Below are 24,696 nucleotides of genomic sequence, written 5' to 3'. Positions count from 1 at the left end.
CATGCTGAAAAAACCTAGAAAAAGCCTTTGCTTGTCGGATCGTGCCGGCCATACATACGACATTCAGCCGCCAGCGCTAACAGATTTGGATCGCGCTCGCGGCTTTTTGGCAGCAATAGCGTAATACGCTGGCGGGCACCATATTTGGATTCCAGCGCAATCAGTTCAATATGCGAGCTGAATTTCCCCACGCGCCCTGGCAACAGGCTGTAACCGATACCGCCGCTGACCAGATTGATCAGTGAAAAAATATCCTGTACCCGCATGCTGATATTTGGTGCAAAACCTGCGCGTTCAAAGCAAGCCGCAAAGTCTTGCGAGGTGACGAAGCCCTCAGTCAGGGTGACAAATTTCTCCTCCCGCAAGTCCTGCAAATTTACTTGCTTCCGACCGGCATAGGGAGAATGCAGCGGTGCCGCTAAAAAAACATCATCATCAAACAACGGCACCGCCACCAACGCCTGACTATTCTCTGGATCATTGAGGTCACTTTGTTCGTGCAAACCGATCACGATCGCATCCAGTCGCCCGTCGGCAAGTTGCTGCATCAGATCGCGATTCGAGCCTAGCGTTAAATCAATATCCAGTACCGGTTTGCGCAGTTTCAATCCGATCATTAATTGGGGAATACAACGTAACGTGAGCGAATAAAGCGATCCGATTTTTAGGCGGGTAGCGTTGAATCCCGCCGCTTCGTGGACTTTTTTTACCCCTTCCGCCACGGCATCAACTGCACGTTGTGCGTACTCAGCAAAGGTGTAAGCGGTCTGCAATGGAATCAAGCTCCGCCCGTCGCGTTTGAACAGGGGGCAACGAATGGCGTCCTCCAGAGAGTGCAGCGAGCGATGCACGCTCACCGTGCTTTGACCTAACAATTCGGAGACGCGCGCCATATTATTCAATTTCATGAAGGCCAGAAAAACTTCCAGCTTCTTGAGCGTCATTGCTTCGTCGATTGCCATGTTTAACTCCTTGAGAAGCCCGTTACTTTCACAGGTTCTGGTTAAGCAAATATTGTTTCTTGTTCTGGGTGTTTTATTAAAAGGCATCTTCGTTGCTAAATGTGCCATGCTGGAGGGCATATATTAACGGTATTCATTACTATCAGGGTAATAAACTGACTCTAAAGTTGATTGAAGTGCAGCGCTGAGTGGATTAATGTCGCTCCACGATGACTGAATGCTGGAGTAAAGATGCAAGCCCAACGAAAGCTTGACCCGCAGTGGAGCAAACGCCGTACTGAAAAGCACCGTCGCCTCGCCTTGGTTGCCCACATGGCCGATGGTCCCGTTCTGCGCACTGACGATATCGTCCCCGCGCTACAGGCGCTGATAGCGTCCGGAGATCGGGTTGTACTGGAGGGAAATAACCAGAAGCAGGCCGACTTTCTGGCCCGTTCACTGGTCAAGATCGATCCCTCCAAGGTCAACCACCTGCATCTGATTATGCCCAGCGTCAGCCTGCCTGAGCATCTTGATTTGTTTGAGCGCGGCATCGCCCGCAAACTCGATTTCGCCTTTGCTGGCGCACAAAGTTTGCGGATATCCCAACTGTTACAGGATGGCGCTCTAGAGGTCGGCGCGATACACACTTACGTTGAGTTGTATGCGCGGTTGTATGTCGATCTATCGCCAAACGTTGTCATGGTGGCCGGTTTCAAAGCCGACAGGCAAGGTAATCTATATACCGGATCAAGCACGGAAGACACCCCTGCATTGGTTGAGGCGGCGGCTTTTCGTGACGGTATTGTGATCGCCCAGGTCAATGAAATTGTTGACGATCCGGCGGATTTGCCACGCGTTGATATCCCCGGTTCATGGATCGATTTTGTGGTGCAGGCCGATAAACCATTTTTCCTTGAGCCCCTGTTCACCAGAGACCCGCGACTCATCAAACCGGTTCATGTGTTGATGGCAATGATGGCGATCCGGGGTGTGTATGAGCGCCATCAGGTCCAGTCGCTGAACCATGGCATCGGTTTCAACACGGCTGCGATTGAACTGATCTTGCCAACCTACGGCGAAAAATTAGGGCTGAAAGGCAAAATCTGTAAAAACTGGACGCTCAATCCGCATCCAACCCTGATTCCCGCAATTGAGTCCGGCTGGGTCGAAAGTGTGCACTGTTTTGGCGGCGAGCTTGGCATGGAAAACTATGTGGCAGCGCGTCCAGACGTATTTTTTACCGGCAGAGATGGCTCAATGCGCTCTAACCGCGCTTTATGCCAGCTGGCCGGTCAATACGCAGTTGATCTATTCATTGGTTCGACGCTGCAAATGGATGGTCTGGCTAATTCCTCGACCGTGACGCGTGGCCGCTTAACCGGCTTCGGTGGCGCACCCAATATGGGCCACGATCCGGGAGGACGACGTCATCCGACCCCGGCGTGGCTAGATCTGATCGAAACCGATGATCCTCTGGCGCGCGGCAAAAAGCTGGTCGTTCAAATGGTGGAAACCTTTCAAGGTGGTGGTCAACCCACGATTGTTGAAACCTTGGATGCGGTCGCTGTGGGCAAAGAATCAGGCATGCCGATTGCGCCCATTATGATTTATGGCGACGACGTTACGCACGTGCTGACCGAAGAAGGTATCGCCTATCTGTATAAAGCGCGGTCACTGGAAGAACGCAAGGCAATGGTCGCTGCAGTGGCCGGTGTAACGCCGATCGGCATGCATCATGATCCAGCGACAACGGCAAAATTGCGCAAGGACGGTTTGATTGCGCTGCCAGAAGATATGGGCGTGAATCGCAACGAGGCCACGCGTTCTTTGCTGGCAGCCAAAAGTGTCGCCGATCTGGTGACGTGGTCGGACGGCCTATACGAGCCACCGGCAAAGTTCAGGAGCTGGTAATGCGTTCCACCGCCGAACTCGAATGTGCATCAATGCGCGCTCAAAGCAATCCTGAACCCGGATCAATTGCGGCCAAAAAAACCGTTGCCGAGCGATTGGCGGACAGGGTGGTGCTGGCATTGATCGATGAGGTCACGCTCACGCCAAAACCGGGTCTGGTTGATCTGCGTAGTCGCGGGGCGCATCACGATCTGAACTGGAGCTTGATGTGCCACTCGGCCTGGGTTTTGCATTCGACCTTTCACGCGATGGCAGTCGCTGGACAAACCATCACCGAACCGTATTTGTTGCGCGAACAAATCGGACGCATCGGGCGCGAAGGTGAGGCCCGCATGATGGCCGCTACTGGCGGCGTAAACACACATCGGGGCGCGATCTGGGCATTAGGCTTGTTGGTGACCGCTGCGGCGCAGGATGAGACAGCGCTAACGGCCTCTGCCGTAGCGTCACGTGCCGCGCTATTGGCGCGTTGCCAGGATCAATTTGCGCCGGTCGTTACGGGAAATAAAGGTGAACTTGCCTGTCAGGCTTACGGAGTCGGTGGCGCACGGGCGCAGGCTCAAGCGGGCTTCCCGCATGTGATTGAGGTCGCGCTGCCATGCTTGCGGTTTTGGCGTAGCCGTGGTGAGGCGGAAGACGCTGCGCGTCTGAACGCGTTACTGGCGATCATCGCCGAGCTGGATGATACCTGCGTGCTTTCACGCGGCGGATCAGACGCATTGGCCGCGATCCAGGCCGGTGCCCAAAATGTATTGCGCCGGGGTGGCGCAGGAAGTCCGGAAGGAAAAGCGCGCCTGCAGGGATTTGAGGATGCATTGCTCAGGCGGCATATCTCTCCGGGCGGCGCAGCTGATCTGTTAGCGGCGGCATTATTTCTGGACCCATTAGAAAAAGAATTTACAGTCAGTATCTGACAGGAAAGAGGGCAACCCATGGAAAAAATCTCGTACGAATTCGCCGCCGGTGAACCGGCCACGGCACGGGCCTTGACCGGCGTAGTCGGATCGGGCGACCTGGAGGTATTGATCGAGCCGCAGCACGCGTCGCACAGAACCGGCATCACCACGATACAGGTCAACACTTCCGTTGACGGAATGCGCAACGTCTGGCAAGCGTTATTACAGCGTATTTTTACCGCCGCAGTTTTGCCTGCGATGCGGATCGAAATCAATGACTTTGGCGCAACGCCCGGTGTGGTGCGGCTGCGCATTGAGCAAGCCTTTGAAGAACTCAGACAGGCTTGATTCTGCCAAAAGATCAGAAATGACACTCACCACAATTATTTCTGACGCAATCGATGTTCGCTGCTAAAACGCAAAAAAAGGTTAGACCATGAACACAGAACAATTACTCAAGCGCGATAGCTTTATCGAATTGACTGCACGTGGCCGTGCGCGTGCATTGCTGGACGCCGGTTCAATGCGCGAATTGATCGGCCCCTTTGATCGGATGACCTCACCCTGGCTGGCAATGCAAGGCGTGGTGACGCAGTCAGACGATGGCGTTGTGATCGCCAAGGGAAGCTTTGACGGTCAGCCCTATGTGGTATTGGCAATTGAGGGTGCGTTTCAGGGCGGTAGTCTGGGCGAAGTCGGCGGTGCCAAGATTGCTGGCGCGCTGGAACTCGCCGCAGAAGACAACCGTCAGGGAATTCCAACCGGCGCTGTGATTTTGTTTGAAACCGGCGGTGTGCGTCTTCAAGAAGCCAATCTGGGCCTCGCCGCCATTGCCGACATTCACTCCGCCATTGTCGATCTGCGCCGGTACCAACCGGTTATTGGGATTTCGGCAGGCACGGTTGGCTGTTTCGGCGGCATGTCGATTGCCGCTGCCTTATGCAGTTATCTGGTTGTGACGCAAGACGCCAGAGTCGGATTAAACGGTCCCGCCGTGATCGAACAGGAAGCGGGCATCGCAGAATACGACTCACGCGATCGCCCTTTTATCTGGAGTTTTACCGGTGGCGAACAACGCACTCGCTCAGGTCTCGCCGATATGTGTATCGAAGATGACAGCGATCTGATGCGAACCACCGTACGCGAATTGATCGCACGTGGGCGACCGACCCAAACGCGCAGCGAACGCGATCAGGATTTCCTGACCTGTCTGGATGGCGTTGATGCCAGTGTGCAAGCCACGCCAGAAATGGTGCGCAGTATTTATCAGAAGGGATTGTCATCATGAAAGCAGTCGCGCAGTCGGAAGAATCTTCAACGACACTAAGCCCGAGCGCGGGCCGGGGCCGGATCTGGTTTGAAAAATTGACCAACAACGTACCAGTCAACGCTGGCTATGCAGCTTCAGTGCTGGTTGCAGACGCCGAACTCGCTGGGCGACGGGCCCGTTATATCGCAGTGGTGCCGGACCCGGAAAATCGCTTTCCCCGCGTACGCAATGGCGAAATTGGGCTGGTCGAAGGTTGGCAGTTAGGGCGCGCAGTGCAAGAAGTGATCGACGCTGATAGCGGCAGCGATACCAAGACCCCCATCGTCGCCGTTATCGATGTTGCCAGTCAGGCCTATGGACGACGCGAGGAAGCCTACGGCATACATCAGGCGCTAGCAGGTGCGGCAAGTGCCTACGCCAGCGCGCGGCTGGCCGGTCATCCGGTGATCGGTCTGATAGTCGGCAAAGCAATGTCGGGTGCATTTTTGGCGCACGGTTATCAGGCCAATCGGTTGATAGCGATTGATGATCCCGAGGTAATGGTGCACGCCATGGGCAAGGCCTCGGCGGCACGCATTACGCTGCGTTCAGTCGAAGCAATGGAAGCTTTCGCGGCCAGAATTCCACCGATGGCGTATGACATCAAAAGTTTTGCATCGCTCGGCCTGCTGTCGGAAAGTCTGACATTACAGCATCCGGATGATCCAGCTAACGACGAAGTAAAGATCGTGCAGCAAAGCTTGCAGGCGGCGCTGGCGAGTATTGAAGCCGATACCGTCCGCGATCTCAGCAGCCGATTGCAGGCAAAAAACCGCCAGTCATCAGCCAAGGTGCGCGAGATGTTACGTGCGCAGTGGAAGGGAGATCGAGCGTAACTGGGAAAAACACCCCGGTCTTTCTGTTTACATAAATAAAAACCAAAAATACAGCATATATTCTGGTCAAAAAGAGTAGCTAATTCAGACCAAACCTGAAGTTAATAAAGGAGACAAAACATGATTATCTATGGAACGGCCTTATTGGCCATTTGCCATCTGCTAGGGATTATTCTAGGCGATTTGTTGGGACATCTGATCGGCGTAAAAACCAATGTCGGCGGAGTCGGTATCGCCATGCTGCTACTTATTTTTGCGCGTCTCTATATGCAACCGCGCGGACTGCTGCCTAAACCAACCGAAGCCGGGGTCGGATTTTGGTCTGCCATGTATATTCCTGTCGTCGTAGCGATGGCAGCGCAACAAAACGTCGTCGCTGCCTTGCGTGGTGGTCCGGTGGCGTTGATATCGGCCTTTGGCGCAGTGGCGTTATGTGCGTGCTGTATTGCGCTGATCAATCGGATGGAACCTAAAACCGATAAAGATCCCTTTGCAATTGAACCATTGCCAGTGGCTTAAGAGGAGACGTCATGTTAGCAATTATTGAAAAAGCCATGCAGCAGAATGGTTTGATTACGGCGTTCGCCGTAGTCGGTATTATCGTGCTTCTTTCTGGGTACATTTCGCGCAAGCTGACGTTTGGTCGGGTGCATGGATCTGCGTTTGCAATTCTGATCGGTTTGATTCTGGCCTATTGGGGCGGCATTCATAGCGGTGGCGAAAAGGGGCTGGCAGATATCTCACTTTTCAGCGGAATCGGTCTGATGGGTGGTGCCATGCTCCGCGATTTTGCGATCGTTGCCACCGCCTTTGAAGTGCAGGCAACAGAAGCGCGCAGGGCCGGCTTGATTGGCGTGATTTCGTTGCTGCTTGGGACTATCGTGCCATTTATCGTCGGCGCTAGCGTCGCCTATGCGTTTGGCTATTCCGATGTGGTGAGCATGACCACCATCGGTGCCGGGGCCATCACGTATATCGTCGGGCCTGTTACGGGTGCAGCGATCGGTGCGAGTTCCGACGTCATGGCACTCAGCATCGCTACGGGTCTGCTCAAATCCATTATGGTGATGGTCGGCACGCCGCTCGCAGCGCGCTTTCTGGGACTCAAAACACCGCGCTCCGCAATGGTATTTGGCGGTTTGGCCGGAACCGTCAGCGGCGTCTCTGCAGGATTGGCAGCGACCGACCGACGCTTGGTTCCGTATGGTGCATTGGTGGCGACATTTCATACCGGCATCGGCTGTCTGCTGGGACCATCGGTGTTATATTTTGCGGTGAAAGCCTTGATGGCGTAGGGCAATGGGCTCTTGCCGTAAGTCGATACGGCGAGAGATAGAAATAATCCCTTTTTTCTTTTACGCACGATCGAAGATGCTTTGCGATGTCTAAACACATTCTTCACGATAACAAAACTTCACCGCGCCCGCACGATCTGATATGGATCACGGGCGTCGATGGGATCACATCGGATCAGCCCCTGCCGACTTGGGCAAGCGCCGAATGGCTGGCCGCTGCGCCAGCGGTGATACGGCGCGAAGCGATGGCAGATAATGCATGGCTGCCAGTAGGTCTGCGCGGTAAAACACGGAGCGAACGTTTTAAAGCGCTGCTCTCGGCGGCCGCTGTAAAAAAATGTGTACAGCCCGAATTTTTGGTGCAGTCCGAGGCTTGGAATATTCATTCCCAATGGAGTGGATTTCCAGCGGTCAAGGCACTCGCCAGCATCGCCTCCGCTCTGACTAATATGGGTTTGCATTGGGGGCCGACCGGCAGCGTGGGCTTTGCACTAGCCACTGGCTTGTCGGTATTGCGGGAAGAGAGCGATCTGGACCTCGTCGTCCATTCACCGTCGCCGTTACCTGCTGAAAAGACTGCCGCATTGCAGGCTGTGCTAGATTCTCAATTATGTCGTATCGATCTTCAAATCGATACTGGTCACGGTGGCTTCGCCTTTGCTGAATGGGTTGCTGGTCGCAAGCAGGTTTTGCTGAAGACCGGCAAGGGGCCGGTTCTGACAGCCGATCCTTGGTCCGAATGAAATCTCCTGTCGGCTCCCGGCCATGAGCATCCTGTTCACGTTCCCCGGCCAAGGCGCGCAACGCGCCGGCATGCTGCACACGCTTCCGCAAGTGCCGGAAGTGCAGCAGACGTTAGAGCAAACTTCCCACGTGCTTGGTACTGATCCGTTACTTCTCGACACAGCCACAGCGCTGACCTCGACCTACGCTGTGCAACTTTGCCTGTTAATTGCTGGCGTTGCCATGGCGCGGGTTTTTGTTGCGAACAATGCCGCGCCGGATATGGTCGCCGGGCTATCAATCGGTGCGTATCCTGCGGCGGTGGTCGCGGGGATTATTAGTTATTCGGACGCTGTTCAACTTGTACAGCGGCGCGGTCGATTGATGGAGAGCGCCTATCCGGCTGGTTACGGAATGGCTGCCATCAGTGGGATTGATCGTTACCAACTCGCTCCCATTATTGCGAATATTCATTCGGCCGCAACGCCGGTGTATCTGGCAAATCTGAATGGGCCACGGCAAAATGTTATTTCAGGTTCGGAAGACGCCATGCAGTCCGTGATGACAGTCGCGCTGGCAGTTGGTGCCACCAGCGCCGTGAGGCTGGCGGTGAACGTTCCCTCGCACTGCGAGCTGTTTAATGCCGCAGCGTTGGAGATGCAGAGTGCTTTTGGCGACATACAGGTCAGGCGACCAGAACTGACTTATCTGAGCGCAAGTGCCGCAAGAGCGCTGTTTGACCCAGCCATCATCGCCGCCGATCTCGCCAACAATATGGCCACGCAGGTGCATTGGTCGGAGACCGCAAGGTTAAGCTGGGAACGCGGCGCACGGCTTGCCATAGAGATGCCGAGCGGCAGCGTCTTAACCAACCTTACCACGCCGCTTTTCTCCGAGGGTTTAGCGATTGCCTGCGAAAATAATCGCGTCGACACACTCACAGCCCTGATAAAACGGGAACGCGGCGGTTGATTTGCTATCGAAAAACGTCGCAGCCCCACCACTTATTTCTTGCGTGACCGGCTTTCTTCTTCCTTCGCCGCGTCCTCAAAACGACCCCGTGTCGTGTCTTCGTCGCGGCTACCAAATGCATAGTTGGATTCCAGCCACATCACGTTGATGATGCCGAAGGCGAGTGCCAGTCCAACTCCTAAAATCCAAGCGAAGTACCACATAACTTGCTCCTTTTTCTTGCTTCCGCCTCACAACGAAAGCAAGCAATCCGTGTGATCAAAATTAATACGCCGTATGCTCGTTATCATGAATGTCCTGAAGGGTGACTTTGCCACGCATGATCCGATACACCCAGCTGGTGTAAAGAATGATGATAGGCAGCATGATCACCACCACCCAAAACATGATACCCAGCGTTTTATAACTCGAGACCGCATCCCAGACCGTCAGGCTGCTGTTGGGATCGAGCGAAGAGGGCATAACGAACGGGAACATCGCCGTGCCAGCCGTTAAAATTATCCCGGTCACAGCGACACCACTCGACAAAAATGCGAGCAGTGCCTTGCGCGCCAAACTAAACACCACACACAATAACGCTGCGATCACAGCAATGATCGGTAGCGCCCACGTTGCAGGCCACTTGGCGTAGTTGTCCATCCAGGCACCGGCCGCGCTGACAACGGTCTTGGCGGGAGGCATGAAGGCGCTATTGGCATCCGGCATGGCGATAATCCGATAACCGTGGATACCAGTAGCTATCCACCACCCGCCAACGACAAATAACACGATGGTGACTAACGCCGCGCCGATAGCAATTTTGCGCGCCCGCAACGCGATCACGTCGTCGGTCTTCACTTGCAGAAAACCGGCACCATGCATCACCAGCATAGTGATGCTGAGAACGCCGGACAGCAAGCCAAACGGATTAAGCAAGCCGAAGAAGCCGCCGATATATTCCACCCGCATCGTGTCGTCGTAATGAAATGGGACGCCTAATAATAAATTACCGAATGCGACGCCAAATATCAGTGCAGGCACCAGCCCGCCAGCAAACAGACCCCAATCCCAGAAATTGCGCCAGCGCGGATCGGCAATTTTGCTGCGATAGTCAAATCCCACCGGGCGGAAAAACAACGAAAACAACAATAACATCAAGGCCACATAGAACCCGGAGAAAGCCGCCCCATAAACCAGCGGCCAGACCGCAAACAGCGCACCGCCAGCGGTGATGAACCAGGTTTGATTGCCTTCCCAGGTGCTGCCGATCGAATTAATCACCACGCGCCGTTCGGTATCGGTCTTGCCTATAAACGGCAACATGATACCGACGCCGAAGTCAAAGCCGCCGGTAAGCGCAAATCCAACCAACAGCACGCCGACGAAACCCCACCAGATCATCTTTAATGTTTCATAGTCGAACATCATGGTGTTTTCCCTTCAATCGCCGGTTGCGGCACACGGCCAACATTTTTTTTTGCATTGTTCGATTGAATTTTTTCCAGGATTTCCCAATGATATTTTCCCGTGTGCAGACTGCTCGGGCCGCGCCGTGCGTACTTCACCATCAGGATCATTTCGATCACGAACAAGAAACTATAGAACAACAAGAAGCCTGCCAGACTGAAATATAAACTGGACGGTTGAAGAGTAGAGGCCGATAAGTGCGTAGGCAAAATACCTGAGATGGTCCATGGTTGACGGCCATATTCCGCCAACACCCAGCCAAGCTCGATAGCCACCCAAGGCAAAGGAATGCTGTACATCGCCAGTCGTAAAAGCCAGCGTTGTTGCGCCAGTTTTTTTCGTATCAAAAAGTAGAACGATGTCGAAAAAATGAACAGGAACAAGATACCAAGCGCGACCATCAACCGGAATGACCAAAACATCGGCGCAATTTTTGGGAAGGTGTCATTGACCGCCATCGCAATTTGCGCAGGGGTCGCATCGATCACGGCAGGCGTATATTTTTTTAACAACAGACCAAAACCCAGATCATCTTTAAGTTTATCAAAAGCCGCTATTGCTTCCGGCGATTTGTCGCCGGATTTCAGGCGCGTCAGCGCGGCGTACGCCAGCATGCCGTTACGGATGCGGACCTCATGTTCCTTTTTCAGATCAAGGATGCCGGTAATCTGTTTATCGACCGAACGCGTGCCAATCAACCCTAAAACGTAGGGAATTTTGACGGCATAATCGGTGCGCTGTTCTTTCTCGTTAGGCCACCCAAACACAGTGATACCCGCAGGGGCTGGTTCGGTATGCCATTCAGCCTCCATCGCCGCCATTTTGACTTTGTTGACCTCACCGGCGGTGTAGCCAGATTCGTCGCCGAGGACGATCACCGATAACGTTGCCGCCAGACCGAAACCGGCCGCGATCGCAAATGAACGCAGGGCGAACGCGGTATCACGGCCTCGCAGCAAATAGAAGGAGGAAATGCCGAGCACAAACATGGAAGCGGCGACGTAACCGGCAGAAAGGGTATGCACAAACTTCACCTGCGCCACCGGGTTAAAAATCACGTCCACGATACTGGTAAGTTCCATGCGCATGGTGGCATAGTTAAACTCTGCGCCGACCGGATTGTTCATCCATCCATTGGCGATCAAAATCCATAGTGCTGAAAGGCTCGAACCTAACGCTACCAGAAAGGTGATGAACAAATGCTGCACCTTTGAGAGGCGATCCCAGCCGAAGAAAAACAGGCCGACGAACGTGGATTCAAGGAAGAAGGCCATCATCCCCTCAAGCGCCAAAGGGGTGCCAAAAATATCGCCGACGTAGTGCGAATAATAGGACCAGTTGGTCCCGAACTGGAACTCCAGCGTAATACCGGTGGCGATCCCCATCGCAAAGTTAATACCGAATAATTTGCCCCAGAAGCGGGTCATGTCCTTATAGATCGGGCTGCCGGTCATGACATACACCGACTCCATTATGACCAGAATCCAGGCCAGGCCAAGCGTGAGCGGGACGAACAAAAAATGGAACATGGCCGTTGCAGCGAACTGCAGACGCGAAAGGTTGACTACTTCATCAATGGGAATCATGCTGCGCCTCAGACGTGGGGGAGGATGGAGGTAAAGTGGTGCTTGCCGACAGTGAGGTTGGCGTGATTGGCTTAGTTGTGCTGGTCAGCTTAGGAAGGGGGCGGTCGGTTAAAAAATGTTGCTCAACCAGATCGGTCGGCATGCGCATTTTTTTAGTTTGCGGCGCAGAAAAAAAGAGCTTCCACAGGATAAACAAAAGCGCCAATTTGACTACTACAATCAAGCTGATTTCGACCCACAGCGGTAATCGAGACCAGCTTTTCGGAAAAATAAAAGAGTGCATCTCTATTCTTTCGTTGCAACGTCAGCGGGATTAACCGCCGTCTTCTCTGCCTTGGTTTTTTTGCCAGTCGGCGAGAGTCGAAATTTATCGCGTACGTCCAGCAGCTTGCCCACTTTTGATCCCATTTTCATCAGGGATGCCAGCGTTTCGGGGGATAAGCGTTGCACGTCGTCGAACCACGAGCTTGATAGTTCAATCAAATCATACATCTCGCGCATGCGTTTTTGGGCTTCTTTATCAGATGCCGATGACGGATTTTCCAGCAGGGCGTCGCGCAGCATGGAAAGTGTTGGCTCAATTTCACGACGGCGCCGCTCTTCCAGCAAGGCTTTAAAAATATCCCAGATATCTTTGGGCGGTTCAAAATATTCACGCCTGTCGCCCGGACGGTGCAATAACTTAACCAATCGCCAAGATTGCAGTTCTTTCAATCCCATGCTCACATTCGAGCGCGAAAACGCGAGGTAATCCGCGATCTGGTCCGCGTTCAGCGGTTGCCCGAGGACGTACAACAAGGCGTAAATCTGACCAACGGTACGGTTGATTCCCCATCGGCTGCCCATTTCACCGAAATGGGAGATGAAACGGGACGTGAGCGGCGTGAGTGGTGTCAGTTCGCTTGCGCTTTGATCGGAAGAGTTTAGGGGCATAAAGTGGTGGAAATGGCGGTTTTGGATTTTTGAATTTTCAGTAATTACTGAAATGTATGACATAACAGGAAGATTTGCAAGGGGAATGGTTGCGATCTGCGTAACGTAACGGGCTTTTTTCGGGGGGGGGAAATTGCATCACTGACGCCGTTTAAGGCAGCGCGTGTGCTTGCACGTTCGTAAAAAGTGTTGGATACTAAAAAGGTCTCTGAGAAAGAGGAGACCAGGATTGGAAACCTGCTCATCCAATGCGCACAGACGGTGCAACGCCGTTGTTGTTTTCGTGCGAGATTGTAGTTGCGTCTTCTAACTATCCAAGAAAGTAAAAATGCAGACAAGCGTCCAGGCAAGCACCATACGAAATATCGAAATCGCCGATAATCTCACGTTACTTCACAGCCGTACGTCCGCTATCCTCGCCGCCTTGTCGGTGTCGTTTGATAACGAGCATGACGGACTTCCCCATGCAACCGTGCAAGAAGTGTTAGAGGCGACACAAGCCCTTTTGAAAAACGCGCAGGAGGAAGTACGGGCGCTGCAGGTGGAGACCCCTCTGACGTAAAATCATGGAACGCCATCTGATGATGGCGTTCGGCTTCGATCAGGGAAATGACACGGCAGATCAGGTCGGCGCTGCCGCATCAATGAGGTGGGTAGCCGACAACAGACGTATGCGATGATCGACAAAATAACCGCCAGCTTCGGTGTAGCGCAAATAGTGACGGCCGCACAAGACACAGCGGGTCACCGCGCAACGATTGTAGGGAAAAAATCGCGGCGCAATTGGCGCATCCGGCGATTCATAACGCGTTCCGGCAGGATGATATTCTGCAAACGTGGGTTCCACGAACGGGTCTTCCCGCAATGTTCCGACCGCTTCAAAATGGGCCTCATCCAGAGACGGCGGCACAGTCTGCCAACTGACGGCATTTTCTGGTCGACAAGCACATTTGGCATCGATCAGGCTGGTTTTGATTGCCATGCAGGCGAGAGCGGAAACATCCAGTACCCGCAATGGGCGCGAGATATTCGATTCGCTCGGTACGTTCGATAGGTTAGGGATTACCATGCTCAATCCTGTTATTTTAAAATCTCGTGCGAAAAAAAAGCGTGTTTTATTTTCCAAGTTCAACTTATTCCAGTAATGTAACTGAATTGACTAAAAAGAGAGCCGAATATGAGTTTGACGCAGTTGGTAACGTTAACCGGGCAGGTTGGGTCATTGGTGCCCTTGTCGCACGCGCATAAGGATGATCTGATTGAGGCCGTAAAAGATGGCGAACTTTGGAACTTATGGTACACCGCGATTCCCACGCCGGATAAGATCGAGGCGGAGATTAGCCGGCGTTTGGATTTGCATGCAAAAGGGGCGATGTTACCGTTCGCGATTATCGAAAATGCGACCGGTCAAGCGGTTGGCATGACCACTTACATGAACATCGACTCTGCAAACCGGCGTCTGGAAATCGGCTCAACCTGGTATCGCAAGCGGGTGCAGCGCAGCCCGCTCAATACCGAATGCAAGCGCCTGTTGCTAACGCACGCGTTTGAACAGCTGGATTGCATCGCGGTCGAATTCAGGACCCATTTTTTCAACCTTCAAAGCCGCGCTGGCATTGAAAGACTGGGCGCGAAGCTGGACGGTATTTTGCGTCAGCATCAAATTTCACCGAACGGGACTGTGCGCGACACCTGCGTGTATAGCATTATCGCGGGCGAATGGCCGACGGTGAAGGCGCATCTGAGTTATCAACTCAGTAAATCGCGAGATTAGCGATAGCTTGACGAACCGCAGAGTAGCAAAAAAAAACCCGACGCGATGCGCCGGGCGGTATGGGAAGAGCTGCTTTATTCCTGTAGATTAATGCCTGGCAGGTGGTGTCGCATGGGCCTCAACTATCACAAAATGATGCTTTTGGTTACTCAGGTTGCCATCATTAGCGCTAACGGTGAAAAGATACTCGACCCGGCGCGTCAGTTCCGGCGCCGTAAACGTGAGTTGTGCGCCATCCGTGTCGAATGGCAATTGCGGCCATACCTTCCAACTATAACTTAGGGTGCCGCCGTTAGCGGCGCTTGAACCAGAGGCGTCTAGCGTTACTAAAGTACCTGCGGTTGCATGCGCGGGGCCATCGACAACTATGGTGGGCGGGCCATTCTCTGCCGGTTTTTTCACCGTGAGATGTTGTTGTGCGCTGACGTGACGTTCGCCATGCTGGCTCTCTACGCTGGCAGTTATTTGGTAATCGCCCGCTGTTAATGTTGACAGGTTCAATTCCTGTTGCGCGCCTTGCATGACTTCGTTACCGGCTGCGGTTAGTACCTTCCAGCTATATTTTCCGTCAAAGTTTGCCTGCGCTTTCAAGCTGCTTTTTCGCCCTTCCAGAATGGTGGTGGCACCAGATATCTCCACGACCGGGGCGACGACCGTTACGTTAATAATGGCGCGGCTCTGCTTGCCACTTTTGCTGGTGACGGTGAGCTGAAAGGTATTCTCACCAGCGTCATTTTTTTTCGCAGACATTGTTGCCACGGCTCGGTCGGCGTCAATCAATGCAACAGACCCACTTAATTGTTCCCATTCGTATTTCACGGCGCCTTTGCTCTTGCTGCCGTCTAACGGAAAGCTGATAGTGCCGTTCGTTGGTGCAACGGCATGGGCGATGTCAGCCCCTACGACGGCTTCCGGTGTATCTAGAATATCCTCCGAATTGCCCTGCAGATTCCCTATAATAAAAGGAGCATGAAGGGTGCCGTTAGCGGGAGTGATCGTGTTTGAGTCAAGTGGTTCCAGAAGAATATCGGTGGCGTCTTCATCGGCAAGTATTGCATCAAACTCGCGCTTGAGATCGCTCTCTTTGGTGACGAACGTCCAGTAGTCGTTGTCTTTTTCATCGGTTGGGAAATAACCGAACGACGGCGTTTTCAAGCGGAAATAGCGTCCGTTTTCTGAGTCGAAATAGAGATCGCCGATGTTACCTGTGTAATTATTTTCATCCCAGTTTTCAAATCGCGATACGTTGAATTTATCCAATTTCCAGGTTGAAAATATTTCCTCCATATCCACTTCAGGACAACTTACTGTGACATCGGTTGGATTGCGTTCTGCGGAAACATTGATATGAAACTTGTTCATGGTATCGGGAGATAGGCGTGTTCCATCCAACCCAAATTTTTCGCTGGTTCCGCTGCCATAGTTAACTTCGGCCACGCATTGCCCAGCGGTGATTTTTTTCGGTGCATAAACATGCCCATAATTACCGTGCATCGCAGGATAGATATAACTCGTTTTCTTTTTTTGGGGATCGTAGTAGCCGACCAGTGTAGTCACCGGGACGCCAAATTCCACCGGTTTTCGACGCCATTCGCCCGCTTTTTCAACCATCGCTTTCTTTGTTTCATCCCACATCAGATACCCGGTCGATGAATTTTCGCTGATCATTCCGGTCGTTTCGAAAAAGTGCTGCATGCGCTTTTGCGTATACCCGGTGTGATGCGTGTAAAGGGAGATTGGCGACAAAGCGTATCCATCTCCCATGGTGTCTTTGTTGAATTCATATTTGCCGGCGAACGGTGCGACACAAATATCTTCGTAACAGGCTTCTCCGTCCCAATCCCAGTAAAAATTGGAAATAAATCGATTCTGTTTGGCATCCCATCCCCACCCCGAGTTGCGATCATGTACCGATAATATTTCTCCAGGATAATGTCCCATACCGTAGGCGTGCCCTAGCTCATGGCTAAATTCGTTACCGTAAGTACCCATCAGGGTCGCCATGCCGTTACCACCGCTCAGGCCATGCTGAACGACGCCATTGCTGTAATTTCCCCAAGACTGATGCACCGCAAAAACTGGAAACAAACCGGGCTGCCATTGGGCATCCCCCTGGGATGAATTGATACCGAAGTTGGCATTATCAATGCCTATCGAAATCAGCCCCTTGCCGATATCTTCTCTTAAATCGCCATAGAAATCACTACCGGTATCCAGGCTTGCATGGTCGTACACTGTGCCGTTGGAGAGGACAACTTTTCTTAAAGTCAGGGATTCATAATTGCCTACTACGATCTGGGAAGCCGGGAGTTTTTGAAAGTAATCCTCCGCTGCCGCCTTATCGTTAGCAAAAATATTGTCTACTTTTGGATCAGGAGGCGTTAACATTCCAATTTGAATATTTTGATAGACCGCCTGACTGTCCGCACCGATGTCGATGGCGGTCAACTCTCCGCTACGTTGCTGGTTATCAGAAAATGAGAGCGTCAAACCTGGTTTCATCCAGTTCCAGGGAAGCACCGTGCTCCAGGCGTTGGCTGCATAAATGACATCAGGCTTTTCGGCACTCGGTGGGTTTGGATTGTCTGTGAGCGGAAGTTTATCCGGTGACGCCAGGTCGATCTGGCCCAGCAGACTACCATTTTTATCGTGACCGGTCACTGTTACCGACTGAACGCTTGTATCTTGGGGAATCAGCATCGTCAGGGTGCTACGGCTGCCGACTAATCTTGGCATTTCGTTTTTACTATTTCCAGTGGCGTCAATAGTATGCGTTTGAACAAATTTGACCGTGCCTTGTAACTGCCCATCGAGATCGTTCTTGAGTGCAGCGCTATCGAGAAAAGTCAGCGGGGGAACCTTTTGGGAGGAGGTGTTCACTGATGAAGCGGTCGCAGACGTACAGACCAACAGCGCTATGCCTAATGATGCTAAATGTAACCGGGTATTTTTGTTCATGAAATGGGCGCTAAATAGTGGATAGTCGATGTTCGGGCAGGCGCGCGGTAACTTGATTCGGGCCTCCTGCAAATTTGCTCGGGATTGCATGATCCGATCGATCGATTATCGGTATTTGTGTTTTCGCGTACCAGAAGACAAGCCCTCGTCAGCGCGTGGGATATTCTTTGTTTGATCGAGAATTTTCTCTACCAGTAGTCTGCTTAAGCGTCTGCTGCGTTTGTTCGGAAGGCAATGCAAGGGATTAACGTCAGTGGTCGATTGCGTATTTCTTGCGGAAAGGACTCTGCAATCATTGTCTGGATTTCTCTGTATAGCATTAGCCGTCACGACGTTGGCATCGAAACTCGCCGGTCTGGGCCGAACCAACGCATATTTGGTATAGATTCATTTACACTGCATGAGGCGCGGTTACACAGAGAAAGTAATGCTATGAATGAAGCAGGTTTCATTGAAGTCGATGAGATTCGATTGGAATATCAACGTTGGCCCGGATCGCAGCCGCCCATCATGCTGTTGCATGAGGCGCTGGGTTCAATCTCTATCTGGCGAAGTTTTCCCGCTGAACTGATGCGTGCCACCGGTCACGAGGTGATCGCATGGTCGCGCCATGGTCACGGCGACTCGGATGCGCCTGTGGGGGGGCGTGATGCTGGCTATCTTGAGCGAGAGGCTAAGTTGGTCCCATGCGTTATGGACGCATTGGCGGTAAGTCAGGCATATTTATTCGGGCATAGCGATGGGGCTTCGATTGCGATCATTGCTGCTGCCTTGTTTCCTGAGCGTGTAGCTGGGCTGGTATTGGAAGCGCCGCACGTCAATGTTGAGCTACGGGCGATTGCGGGAATCATTGAAGCGACGAAAGCTTACGCGTCAACGGATTTCCGGCAGAAGCTGCAGAGACATCATCGCGATGTCGATCATGTGTTCTGGGCCTGGCACGATTTATGGACCGCGGATGCCTTTCAAGACTGGAATATCGAACAATTTCTGACGGCTATCAATGTACCGACGCTGGTTATTCAAGGTGTGGAGGACGAATATTTCAGTTTGAATCAGGTCGATTTGATTGTAACTGCGGTGCCGAACGCGCAACGTCTTGTGCTTGCAGATTGCGGTCATTCGCCGCATCGTGATCAGCAGACCAGCGTGTTGAATGCAGTTGGTGCATTTTTGTCCAGTGCATCTGCGCGCCATTCTGGCAATGCCGCCTTGCCTCGGTGAAATAGCGGATTTACCTATTGTGAATGTTGCAATACACATTCGTGTGGTCGCCACGAGAGCTTCACTGAATGTCGCATCATCGCGAAAATGTTGTTCGTTTGGTAGTGTTTTGGTCCTTTCTTTAAATGTTGCACTGCACGATGGCGCTCAGACCCGTTATAATTTCGCGTTGATAGATTTTTTACCCTTCTTACAAGACGAGAGACAACATGAGCTTGAACGACGTATCCTCCGGGCGCGATTTGCCTAACGATTTCAATGTCATTATTGAAATACCGATGAATGCCGATCCGATCAAATATGAAGTCGACAAAGAGTCCGGCGCGATTTTTGTTGATCGTTTCATGGGTACGGCGATGCATTATCCTTGCAACTACGGGTATATTCCGCAAACCTTGTCGGACGACGGTGACCCGGTTGACGTATTGGTGATTACACCGTTCCCATTGTTCCCAGGTGTGGTTGTTCGCTGCCGCCCAATCGGCGTGTTGAAAATGTCGGACGAAGCCGGTCAGGATGCGAAGTTATTGGCGGTCCCAGTGGACAAAGTGTTGAGCATTTACACGCATTGGCAGAAACCGGAAGATATGAACGAGTTGCGCCTGAACCAGATTCAACATTTCTTTGAGCATTACAAAGATCTGGAAAAAGGTAAATGGGTCAAGATCGATGGTTGGGGCGGTCCGGATGATGCCCGCGAGGAAATTTTGGCTGGCGTTGCTGCTTACAATAAAGCATTGGAAGCGAAGTAATATTCGCTGGTTATTTAAAAGAAGCGCACCTCGGTGCGCTTTTTTTATGGTTCGGGGGGCGTCTGAGTGGTTGCGTATTTTTGAGGAGGACTATTGTTTAAGCGGCTTGAGTAGAAGCATCAGTTTGGCGCCAAATTGATTTAGCGCCAGGCCGGTCAATACCAGTAAGCCGGCCACAATTTTCCACCATTGCAACGGTTCATCTAAAACCAGCGTGGCGCTCAGCATGCCTACAACGGGTACAAGTAATGCAAATGGCGCGATGGTGGCGGTAGGATATTTGCGCATCAGGAAGGACCAGATGCCGAAGCCGACGATCGTGTTCGGATACGCATTGAATAGCACTGCGCCAGCGGACTTCCAGCTGAAATTGTTCGCCGCATGCGTCCACGACGCGGGACCTTCCGTCAAAAAAGATGCCAGCAATAAAGGTGGTACGGCGATTAACGATCCCCATACTACGAGTGCCAAAGGATTTACTTTTCCGATAGTCTTGGTGACGATATTCGCTGAAGCCCAGCTCACTGCGGCGCAGACCACGAGCAAGAATCCGATAAACGTGGCGGCACCGTCAACGTGGGTTGCCACCAGCGCCATACCAGCCAGTGCAATAAACGCGCCTATTAGTTGTGCCGCGCGCGGTCGTTCTTTTAAAAGCAGCACGGCTAAACCGATGGTAAAGAACGCCTGGAGCTGGATTACCAACGACGCCAGTCCCGCCGTAAAGCCTAGATGCATTCCCGAAAATAATAGCGCAAATTGCAGCGCAAACTGGAAAAGGCCGTAAGCGATCAACAGATGCCAGGGTACTGCAGGGCGCTTGATAAAAAAGACTAGCGGTATGGCTGCAAAAATAAAGCGTAGGGCGGAAAATAACAAGGGTGGCAAGTCTTGAAGTCCCAGTCGGATAACGACAAAATTAAAGCCCCAGAGTGCGACAGTAAGGAGTGCGAGCAGAATATCGGTTGGTTGCATGGTTGGGGTTTCGCATGGCAAGCGCTATCGTTTTGATTGCGCCAGACAAGAGGTGATCTTTAAGGTGAGAGGTAACGGTTGAGGGCGCGTTTAATTTTGTGCGAAGGTCAGTCATTTGTAATCTATGCGAGGTACCGGTTTACCCAACTCAATGAAAGGCGTTAATCAACCTTCCGTCTTGAAGGGGTTGCGATCACTCAGTTCATCCATATAAGCTTCAATGCCATCGTTTTCTCGCTCCAGAAAATTGGCAACCGCGTTTGCAAAATCGGGGTGTGCCAGCCAATGTGCCGACCAGGTTTTTTGCGGCAAAAAGCCCCGCGCCATTTTATGCTCGCCTTGCGCGCCGCCTTCGAAGCAGCCGATCTTTTGCGCGATGCAAAATTCTAATGGCTGGTAATAAGCGGTTTCAAAATGCAGACACGGGACGTCTTCAAGCGCGCCCCAGTAGCGGCCGTATAACGTTGTTTCAGTATGAATCAGTAACGATGATGCGATTGGGCGACCTTCACGTTCGGCGACGATCAACAAAATATTCTGCGGCATAGTTGCGGCGATGCGCTGAAAAAAAGCCAGATTCAGATAGGGGGTGGAATGATGGGCGGCATAGGTATGGCGATAGCAGCGGTTGAAAAATACCCAATCCGCGTCGGTCGCATTGACGCCGCGGACGTGTCGGAAGGTGACCCCTGCTTCTGCGACCTTGCGTCGTTCTGCGCGGATGTTCTTGCGTTTTTTGCGCTCGAGCGTATCGAGAAATGCGTCGAAGTCAAGATATCCCGGATTGAGCCAATGAAACTGGACGCCGCTACGTAATAAAAAACCGGCTGCGTGGAGTGCCTCGGCCTGTTCCGCGGGTGGATACAGAATATGCGTAGAGGAGGTTTGCGTATCGACGCGCAAAATTTTCAGCACGTCGATCAACGCGGCGGCAGAGGACGCATCGCGTGCCAGTAAACGTCCACCGGTAACTGGCGTAAACGGAATGGCTGAGAGTAACTTGGGATAATACTCCAGACCACTACGCTGATAGGCATCGGCCCAGGCCCAGTCGAATACGTATTCTCCATAGGAGTGAAATTTAACGTACAACGGCAGCGCCGCCATCAATTGCGGCTCCGTCGTGTTGTTCCACAGTGTGACATATTGGGGTTGCCAGCCGGATTTGTCGGAGGCGCAGCCGGTTTCGTGCAATGCGTGCAAAAAGGCGAATGATAAAAACGGATTGGCATCGGTTTGCAACGCCAGTAGCGCATCCCACGCGGGTTGGCCGATTTCTTCCAAGGAGGAAACAATGCGCGTGCTGAATTTCAATGGTGGAAGAGGTGTTTGTTTAGTCACTGAGTCAATACGATAGGGAAGGCTAAAAAGTAAGATGGAAAGAGCTGAGTTTAGCACTCATGCAGATTTTATTCTTGCGCGAACAATCATCCCTGGCGATGTAACCCCGCATTGTTTGTACCTGAATTAGCGCTTTTTTGCTCACATGAATCTATTGTCGTTTGAAATAGGACTTAAGCAAAAAGCAAAACTGGAACAAATTGGCGCTAAACAATCTGCATGCCAAAAACGACCACATAGCGCAAATAGCAGAGTGATCGACGTCAACTTTGAGGCTATGGTCAATAAGAACGTTACAAGAACGTTACAAGAACGAGACATAAGCGATACGGAAGTGATGCGCATGCGATAATCGTCCCTTAAGGTTTGCATTAGTTTTGTGGCTTAGTTTTGTGGTTTGGCTAATCCTTGTCATCATCGTTCTTCACATTTCATATTTATTGCCATGACAGTAAAAGTCGCCATTGCGCAAATCAATAGCACCGTCGGTGACCTTGCCGGTAATCGGGCCAAAATCGCTGATTTCGCACGTCGCGCGGCGCTTCAGGGGGCTGACATCGTGCTCACGCCGGAGTTGTCGCTGGTGGGATATCCGCCCGAAGATTTACTGCTGCGTCAGGCTTTCTACGATAAAACCTTGGAAGCAATGACAGCATTAACCGCCGAGTTGGCGGATTTGCGTGACGTGCATGTCGTGGTCGGACATCCTCTCCTGCAAGGCGGAGCGCATTTTAATGCTGCGTCTGTGATCGTAAATGGTGCACTGGTAGGCACTTATTGCAAATACGCGTTGCCGAACGATGCTGTTTTTGACGAGAAGCGTTATTTCTCGTCCTCGGATGTGCCCTTTGTATTTGAAGTAAAAGGGGTGCGGTTTGGTCTGAATATTTGCGAAGACACCTGGTTTTCCCATGCGCCTGCGCGTGCTCGCGCCGCTGGTGCCCAGGTGTTGCTGGTGCCGAACGGTTCGCCATACCACATGAACAAACAGCATCTGCGCTATGACATCATGCGTGCGAACGTCACGGGCAAGGGTTTGGCGCTGGTTTACGCGAATCTGGTGGGCGGCCAGGACGAGTTGATATTTGACGGTAATTCGTTTGTCATGGACCAATACGGTGAGGTGACGGCGCAACTAAAACATGCGCAGGAAGATCTTCAAATCATCGAATTTGACGGCGCGCGGCCTGTCGCAAGCGCATCCTCCAGTGTTACACCAACGCAATCGGTGGAGGCGCAGGTATATCAGGCGCTGGTGTTGGGTGTGCGCGACTATATCGGAAAGAACGGATTTCCTGGCGTGCTGCTCGGTTTGTCGGGCGGCGTTGATTCAGCATTGGTGTTGGCAATTGCGGTAGACGCGCTCGGGGCTGACAAAGTGCGCTGCATTATGATGCCGTCTCCCTATACTGCAGAAATTTCGTGGGTTGACTCACGCGACATGGTGCAGCGACTGGGTGTGCGCTATGATGAAATATCGATCAATGATTGTTTTAGCGCTTTCAAGTCGACGCTGGCAAGTGAGTTTGAAGGCGTGGCGGAAGATACGACAGAAGAAAACATCCAGGCGCGCATCCGCGGCACCTTGTTGATGGCGTTATCGAACAAATTTGGTTCAATCGTATTGACCACGGGCAACAAGAGTGAAATGGCGGTGGGGTATTGCACCTTGTATGGCGACATGGCTGGTGGTTTTGCTGTCATCAAGGATATCGCGAAGACGTTGGTATATCGCCTGTGCGCGTATCGGAACACGCTTGATGAGGTCATTCCTACTCGCATTCTGACGCGACCGCCATCGGCGGAACTCCGGCCCGATCAGACCGACCAGGATTCGCTGCCGCCGTATGACGTTTTAGACGCCATTATGCAAATGTATATGGAGGAAAATCAGAGTATTGCTGAAATCGAGGCTGCCGGTTACCCGATTGAAGATATTCAACGTATCACGCGCCTGATCAAGATAAACGAATACAAGCGCCGTCAGGCCCCGGTTGGATGCCGCGTGACGCACCGCGCATTTGGTCGTGACTGGCGTTATCCCATTACCTCTAAGTTCAGAGAGGGGATAGAACGGGGATAGAACGGCATAAAGCAACCGATAGGGTGACATCGGACGACATCGGATCAAAGCGAGCCTGAGGTTTCAAGCGTGACCCGAATATTGTTCGATTTGTGCGCATTTCCTTTTTCTCCCGTTCCACGATTTTTGTCACAAGATTTTTGTTAATTGCATAAAGGAGTTGTCATGAAGCAAATTACTGCCATTATCAAACCGTTCAAACTGGACGAAGTGCGTGAAGCGTTGGCCGAAGTAGGTGTTAATGGCCTGACGGTAACGGAAGTAAAGGGCTTTGGCCGCCAAAAAGGACACACCGAGTTGTATCGCGGCGCGGAATATGTCGTCGATTTTTTGCCAAAAGTAAAAATAGAACTGGTGATTGACGATGCACTGACTGAGCAAGCTGTTGACGCGATCATCAAGGCTGCCCGTACCGGCAAGATTGGCGACGGTAAGATTTTTGTGCGCGAAGTCGAGCAAGTGATTCGTATCCGTACCGGCGAAACCGGTTCGGAAGCGGTATAAGACGGCGTTTTTATTACACCCATGCATTTCGTCGGCGCGTCGTACTACCATATCGGAGCCAATTGCAGTGATGGGTTGGTTGATGTGGACATGGGCCGCGCCGTAACGCTTTTGATGTAGAACGTCATGATGCTGCGACGGGTAGACCGCGGGCAGCAGTATTTTGCTGCTTTTTTCTGACCTGTTTTGCGCAAACATCGCATCTTCGACGCGCCGCAATTCAAACAAAACCAT

At 52.2% G+C, this 24,696-nt stretch carries 25 protein-coding genes; 15 read left to right on the top strand and 10 right to left on the bottom strand.

What is annotated here, in order from left to right:
* Positions 1-14: 14 nt before the first annotated feature.
* Entirely contained in the window at positions 15-962 is a 948-nt protein-coding gene (locus tag JQN73_RS00265) for a LysR family transcriptional regulator (protein WP_205321128.1), read from the bottom strand.
* A gap of 231 nt (positions 963-1,193) precedes the next feature.
* Here JQN73_RS00265 and mdcA point away from each other — a divergent pair, with 231 nt between their 5' ends.
* The 9 genes from mdcA to mdcH all read left to right on the top strand — a co-directional run bounded on the left by mdcA (position 1,194) and on the right by mdcH (position 8,886).
* Positions 1,194-2,855, top strand: coding sequence for a malonate decarboxylase subunit alpha (mdcA, locus tag JQN73_RS00260; RefSeq protein WP_205321127.1), 1,662 nt, complete (start codon positions 1,194-1,196; stop codon positions 2,853-2,855).
* A gap of 32 nt (positions 2,856-2,887) precedes the next feature.
* Positions 2,888-3,769: a triphosphoribosyl-dephospho-CoA synthase gene (locus JQN73_RS00255; RefSeq protein ID WP_205323084.1), complete on the top strand. Its 882-nt coding sequence runs from the start codon at positions 2,888-2,890 to the stop codon at positions 3,767-3,769.
* Positions 3,770-3,787: 18 nt separating this feature from the next.
* The gene (locus JQN73_RS00250; protein WP_205321126.1) at positions 3,788-4,099 is read left to right on the top strand and encodes a malonate decarboxylase subunit delta; all 312 of its coding nucleotides are present in this window, start codon (positions 3,788-3,790) and stop codon (positions 4,097-4,099) included.
* An 88-nt stretch (positions 4,100-4,187) separates the two neighbouring features.
* Entirely contained in the window at positions 4,188-5,039 is an 852-nt protein-coding gene (locus tag JQN73_RS22610) for a biotin-independent malonate decarboxylase subunit beta (protein WP_205321125.1), read from the top strand.
* A complete protein-coding gene (gene mdcE, locus JQN73_RS22605) occupies positions 5,036-5,896 on the top strand; it encodes a biotin-independent malonate decarboxylase subunit gamma (RefSeq protein ID WP_205321124.1) in 861 nt (286 codons plus the stop codon). Before JQN73_RS22610 ends, mdcE begins: the two co-directional genes overlap by 4 nt.
* Positions 5,897-6,016: 120 nt before the next feature.
* Positions 6,017-6,415, top strand: a complete 399-nt coding sequence (madL, locus tag JQN73_RS00235) for a malonate transporter subunit MadL (protein ID WP_205321123.1) — start codon at positions 6,017-6,019, stop codon at positions 6,413-6,415.
* 11 nt (positions 6,416-6,426) lie between these two features.
* The gene (gene madM, locus JQN73_RS00230; protein ID WP_205321122.1) at positions 6,427-7,191 is read left to right on the top strand and encodes a malonate transporter subunit MadM; all 765 of its coding nucleotides are present in this window, start codon (positions 6,427-6,429) and stop codon (positions 7,189-7,191) included.
* Between the two features lie 86 nt (positions 7,192-7,277).
* Entirely contained in the window at positions 7,278-7,934 is a 657-nt protein-coding gene (locus JQN73_RS00225; RefSeq protein WP_205321121.1) for a malonate decarboxylase holo-ACP synthase, read from the top strand.
* Between the two features lie 22 nt (positions 7,935-7,956).
* Positions 7,957-8,886: a malonate decarboxylase subunit epsilon gene (gene mdcH, locus JQN73_RS00220; protein WP_205321120.1), complete on the top strand. Its 930-nt coding sequence runs from the start codon at positions 7,957-7,959 to the stop codon at positions 8,884-8,886.
* A gap of 32 nt (positions 8,887-8,918) precedes the next feature.
* Here mdcH and cydX read toward each other — a convergent pair whose 3' ends face one another.
* The 5 genes from cydX to JQN73_RS00195 form a co-directional block, all read right to left on the bottom strand.
* Entirely contained in the window at positions 8,919-9,089 is a 171-nt protein-coding gene (gene cydX / locus JQN73_RS00215; protein ID WP_205321119.1) for a cytochrome bd-I oxidase subunit CydX, read from the bottom strand.
* A gap of 61 nt (positions 9,090-9,150) precedes the next feature.
* Positions 9,151-10,293: a cytochrome d ubiquinol oxidase subunit II gene (cydB, locus tag JQN73_RS00210; protein WP_205321118.1), complete on the bottom strand. Its 1,143-nt coding sequence runs from the start codon at positions 10,291-10,293 to the stop codon at positions 9,151-9,153.
* Positions 10,290-11,918 carry a cytochrome ubiquinol oxidase subunit I gene (locus JQN73_RS00205; RefSeq protein ID WP_205321117.1) on the bottom strand — a complete coding sequence of 543 codons (1,629 nt, stop codon included), beginning with the start codon at positions 11,916-11,918 and terminating at the stop codon, positions 10,290-10,292. Before JQN73_RS00205 ends, cydB begins: the two co-directional genes overlap by 4 nt.
* On the bottom strand, positions 11,905-12,201 hold the full coding sequence (gene cydP, locus JQN73_RS00200; RefSeq protein ID WP_205321116.1) for a cytochrome oxidase putative small subunit CydP: 297 nt from the start codon (positions 12,199-12,201) through the stop codon (positions 11,905-11,907). Before cydP ends, JQN73_RS00205 begins: the two co-directional genes overlap by 14 nt.
* Positions 12,202-12,203: 2 nt before the next feature.
* A complete protein-coding gene (locus tag JQN73_RS00195; protein WP_205321115.1) occupies positions 12,204-12,851 on the bottom strand; it encodes a GbsR/MarR family transcriptional regulator in 648 nt (215 codons plus the stop codon).
* 328 nt (positions 12,852-13,179) lie between these two features.
* Here JQN73_RS00195 and JQN73_RS00190 point away from each other — a divergent pair, with 328 nt between their 5' ends.
* Positions 13,180-13,413, top strand: coding sequence for a hypothetical protein (locus JQN73_RS00190; RefSeq protein ID WP_205321114.1), 234 nt, complete (start codon positions 13,180-13,182; stop codon positions 13,411-13,413).
* Positions 13,414-13,473: 60 nt separating this feature from the next.
* On the opposite strand, the gene JQN73_RS00185 is transcribed toward JQN73_RS00190, so the two are convergent.
* Positions 13,474-13,920 (bottom strand): hypothetical protein, encoded by a 447-nt coding sequence (locus tag JQN73_RS00185; protein ID WP_370551286.1) that lies wholly within the window; start codon positions 13,918-13,920, stop codon positions 13,474-13,476.
* A gap of 108 nt (positions 13,921-14,028) precedes the next feature.
* Between JQN73_RS00185 and JQN73_RS00180 the strand changes: the two genes are divergently transcribed.
* Entirely contained in the window at positions 14,029-14,625 is a 597-nt protein-coding gene (locus tag JQN73_RS00180) for a GNAT family N-acetyltransferase (RefSeq protein WP_205321113.1), read from the top strand.
* 87 nt (positions 14,626-14,712) lie between these two features.
* Here the strand turns inward: JQN73_RS00180 and JQN73_RS00175 are convergent, their stop codons facing one another.
* Positions 14,713-17,673 carry a M66 family metalloprotease gene (locus JQN73_RS00175; protein WP_205321112.1) on the bottom strand — a complete coding sequence of 987 codons (2,961 nt, stop codon included), beginning with the start codon at positions 17,671-17,673 and terminating at the stop codon, positions 14,713-14,715.
* Positions 17,674-18,015: 342 nt separating this feature from the next.
* Here JQN73_RS00175 and JQN73_RS00170 point away from each other — a divergent pair, with 342 nt between their 5' ends.
* Positions 18,016-18,807: an alpha/beta fold hydrolase gene (locus tag JQN73_RS00170; protein WP_205321111.1), complete on the top strand. Its 792-nt coding sequence runs from the start codon at positions 18,016-18,018 to the stop codon at positions 18,805-18,807.
* Positions 18,808-19,016: 209 nt separating this feature from the next.
* Positions 19,017-19,559 carry an inorganic diphosphatase gene (gene ppa, locus JQN73_RS00165; RefSeq protein WP_205321110.1) on the top strand — a complete coding sequence of 181 codons (543 nt, stop codon included), beginning with the start codon at positions 19,017-19,019 and terminating at the stop codon, positions 19,557-19,559.
* Positions 19,560-19,649: 90 nt separating this feature from the next.
* Here the strand turns inward: ppa and JQN73_RS00160 are convergent, their stop codons facing one another.
* Both JQN73_RS00160 and JQN73_RS00155 read right to left on the bottom strand, forming a co-directional pair.
* Entirely contained in the window at positions 19,650-20,534 is an 885-nt protein-coding gene (locus tag JQN73_RS00160) for an EamA family transporter (protein WP_205321109.1), read from the bottom strand.
* A 165-nt stretch (positions 20,535-20,699) separates the two neighbouring features.
* Positions 20,700-21,875, bottom strand: a complete 1,176-nt coding sequence (locus JQN73_RS00155; protein ID WP_370551285.1) for a GNAT family N-acetyltransferase — start codon at positions 21,873-21,875, stop codon at positions 20,700-20,702.
* Between the two features lie 445 nt (positions 21,876-22,320).
* On the opposite strand from JQN73_RS00155, the gene JQN73_RS00150 reads away from it, so the two are divergent.
* Together JQN73_RS00150 and JQN73_RS00145 are read left to right on the top strand one after the other, a co-directional pair.
* Complete coding sequence (locus JQN73_RS00150) at positions 22,321-23,958, top strand: NAD+ synthase (RefSeq protein ID WP_205321108.1); 1,638 nt, start codon at positions 22,321-22,323, stop codon at positions 23,956-23,958.
* Between the two features lie 165 nt (positions 23,959-24,123).
* Positions 24,124-24,462, top strand: coding sequence for a P-II family nitrogen regulator (locus tag JQN73_RS00145; protein ID WP_205321107.1), 339 nt, complete (start codon positions 24,124-24,126; stop codon positions 24,460-24,462).
* Positions 24,463-24,696 lie beyond the last annotated feature (234 nt).

Source organism: Glaciimonas sp. PAMC28666 (genome assembly GCF_016917355.1).
Lineage (GTDB): Bacteria > Pseudomonadota > Gammaproteobacteria > Burkholderiales > Burkholderiaceae_D > Glaciimonas.
The sequence above is the reverse complement of the archived record's forward strand: the minus strand, read 5'-3'. Positions and strand labels throughout refer to the sequence as shown.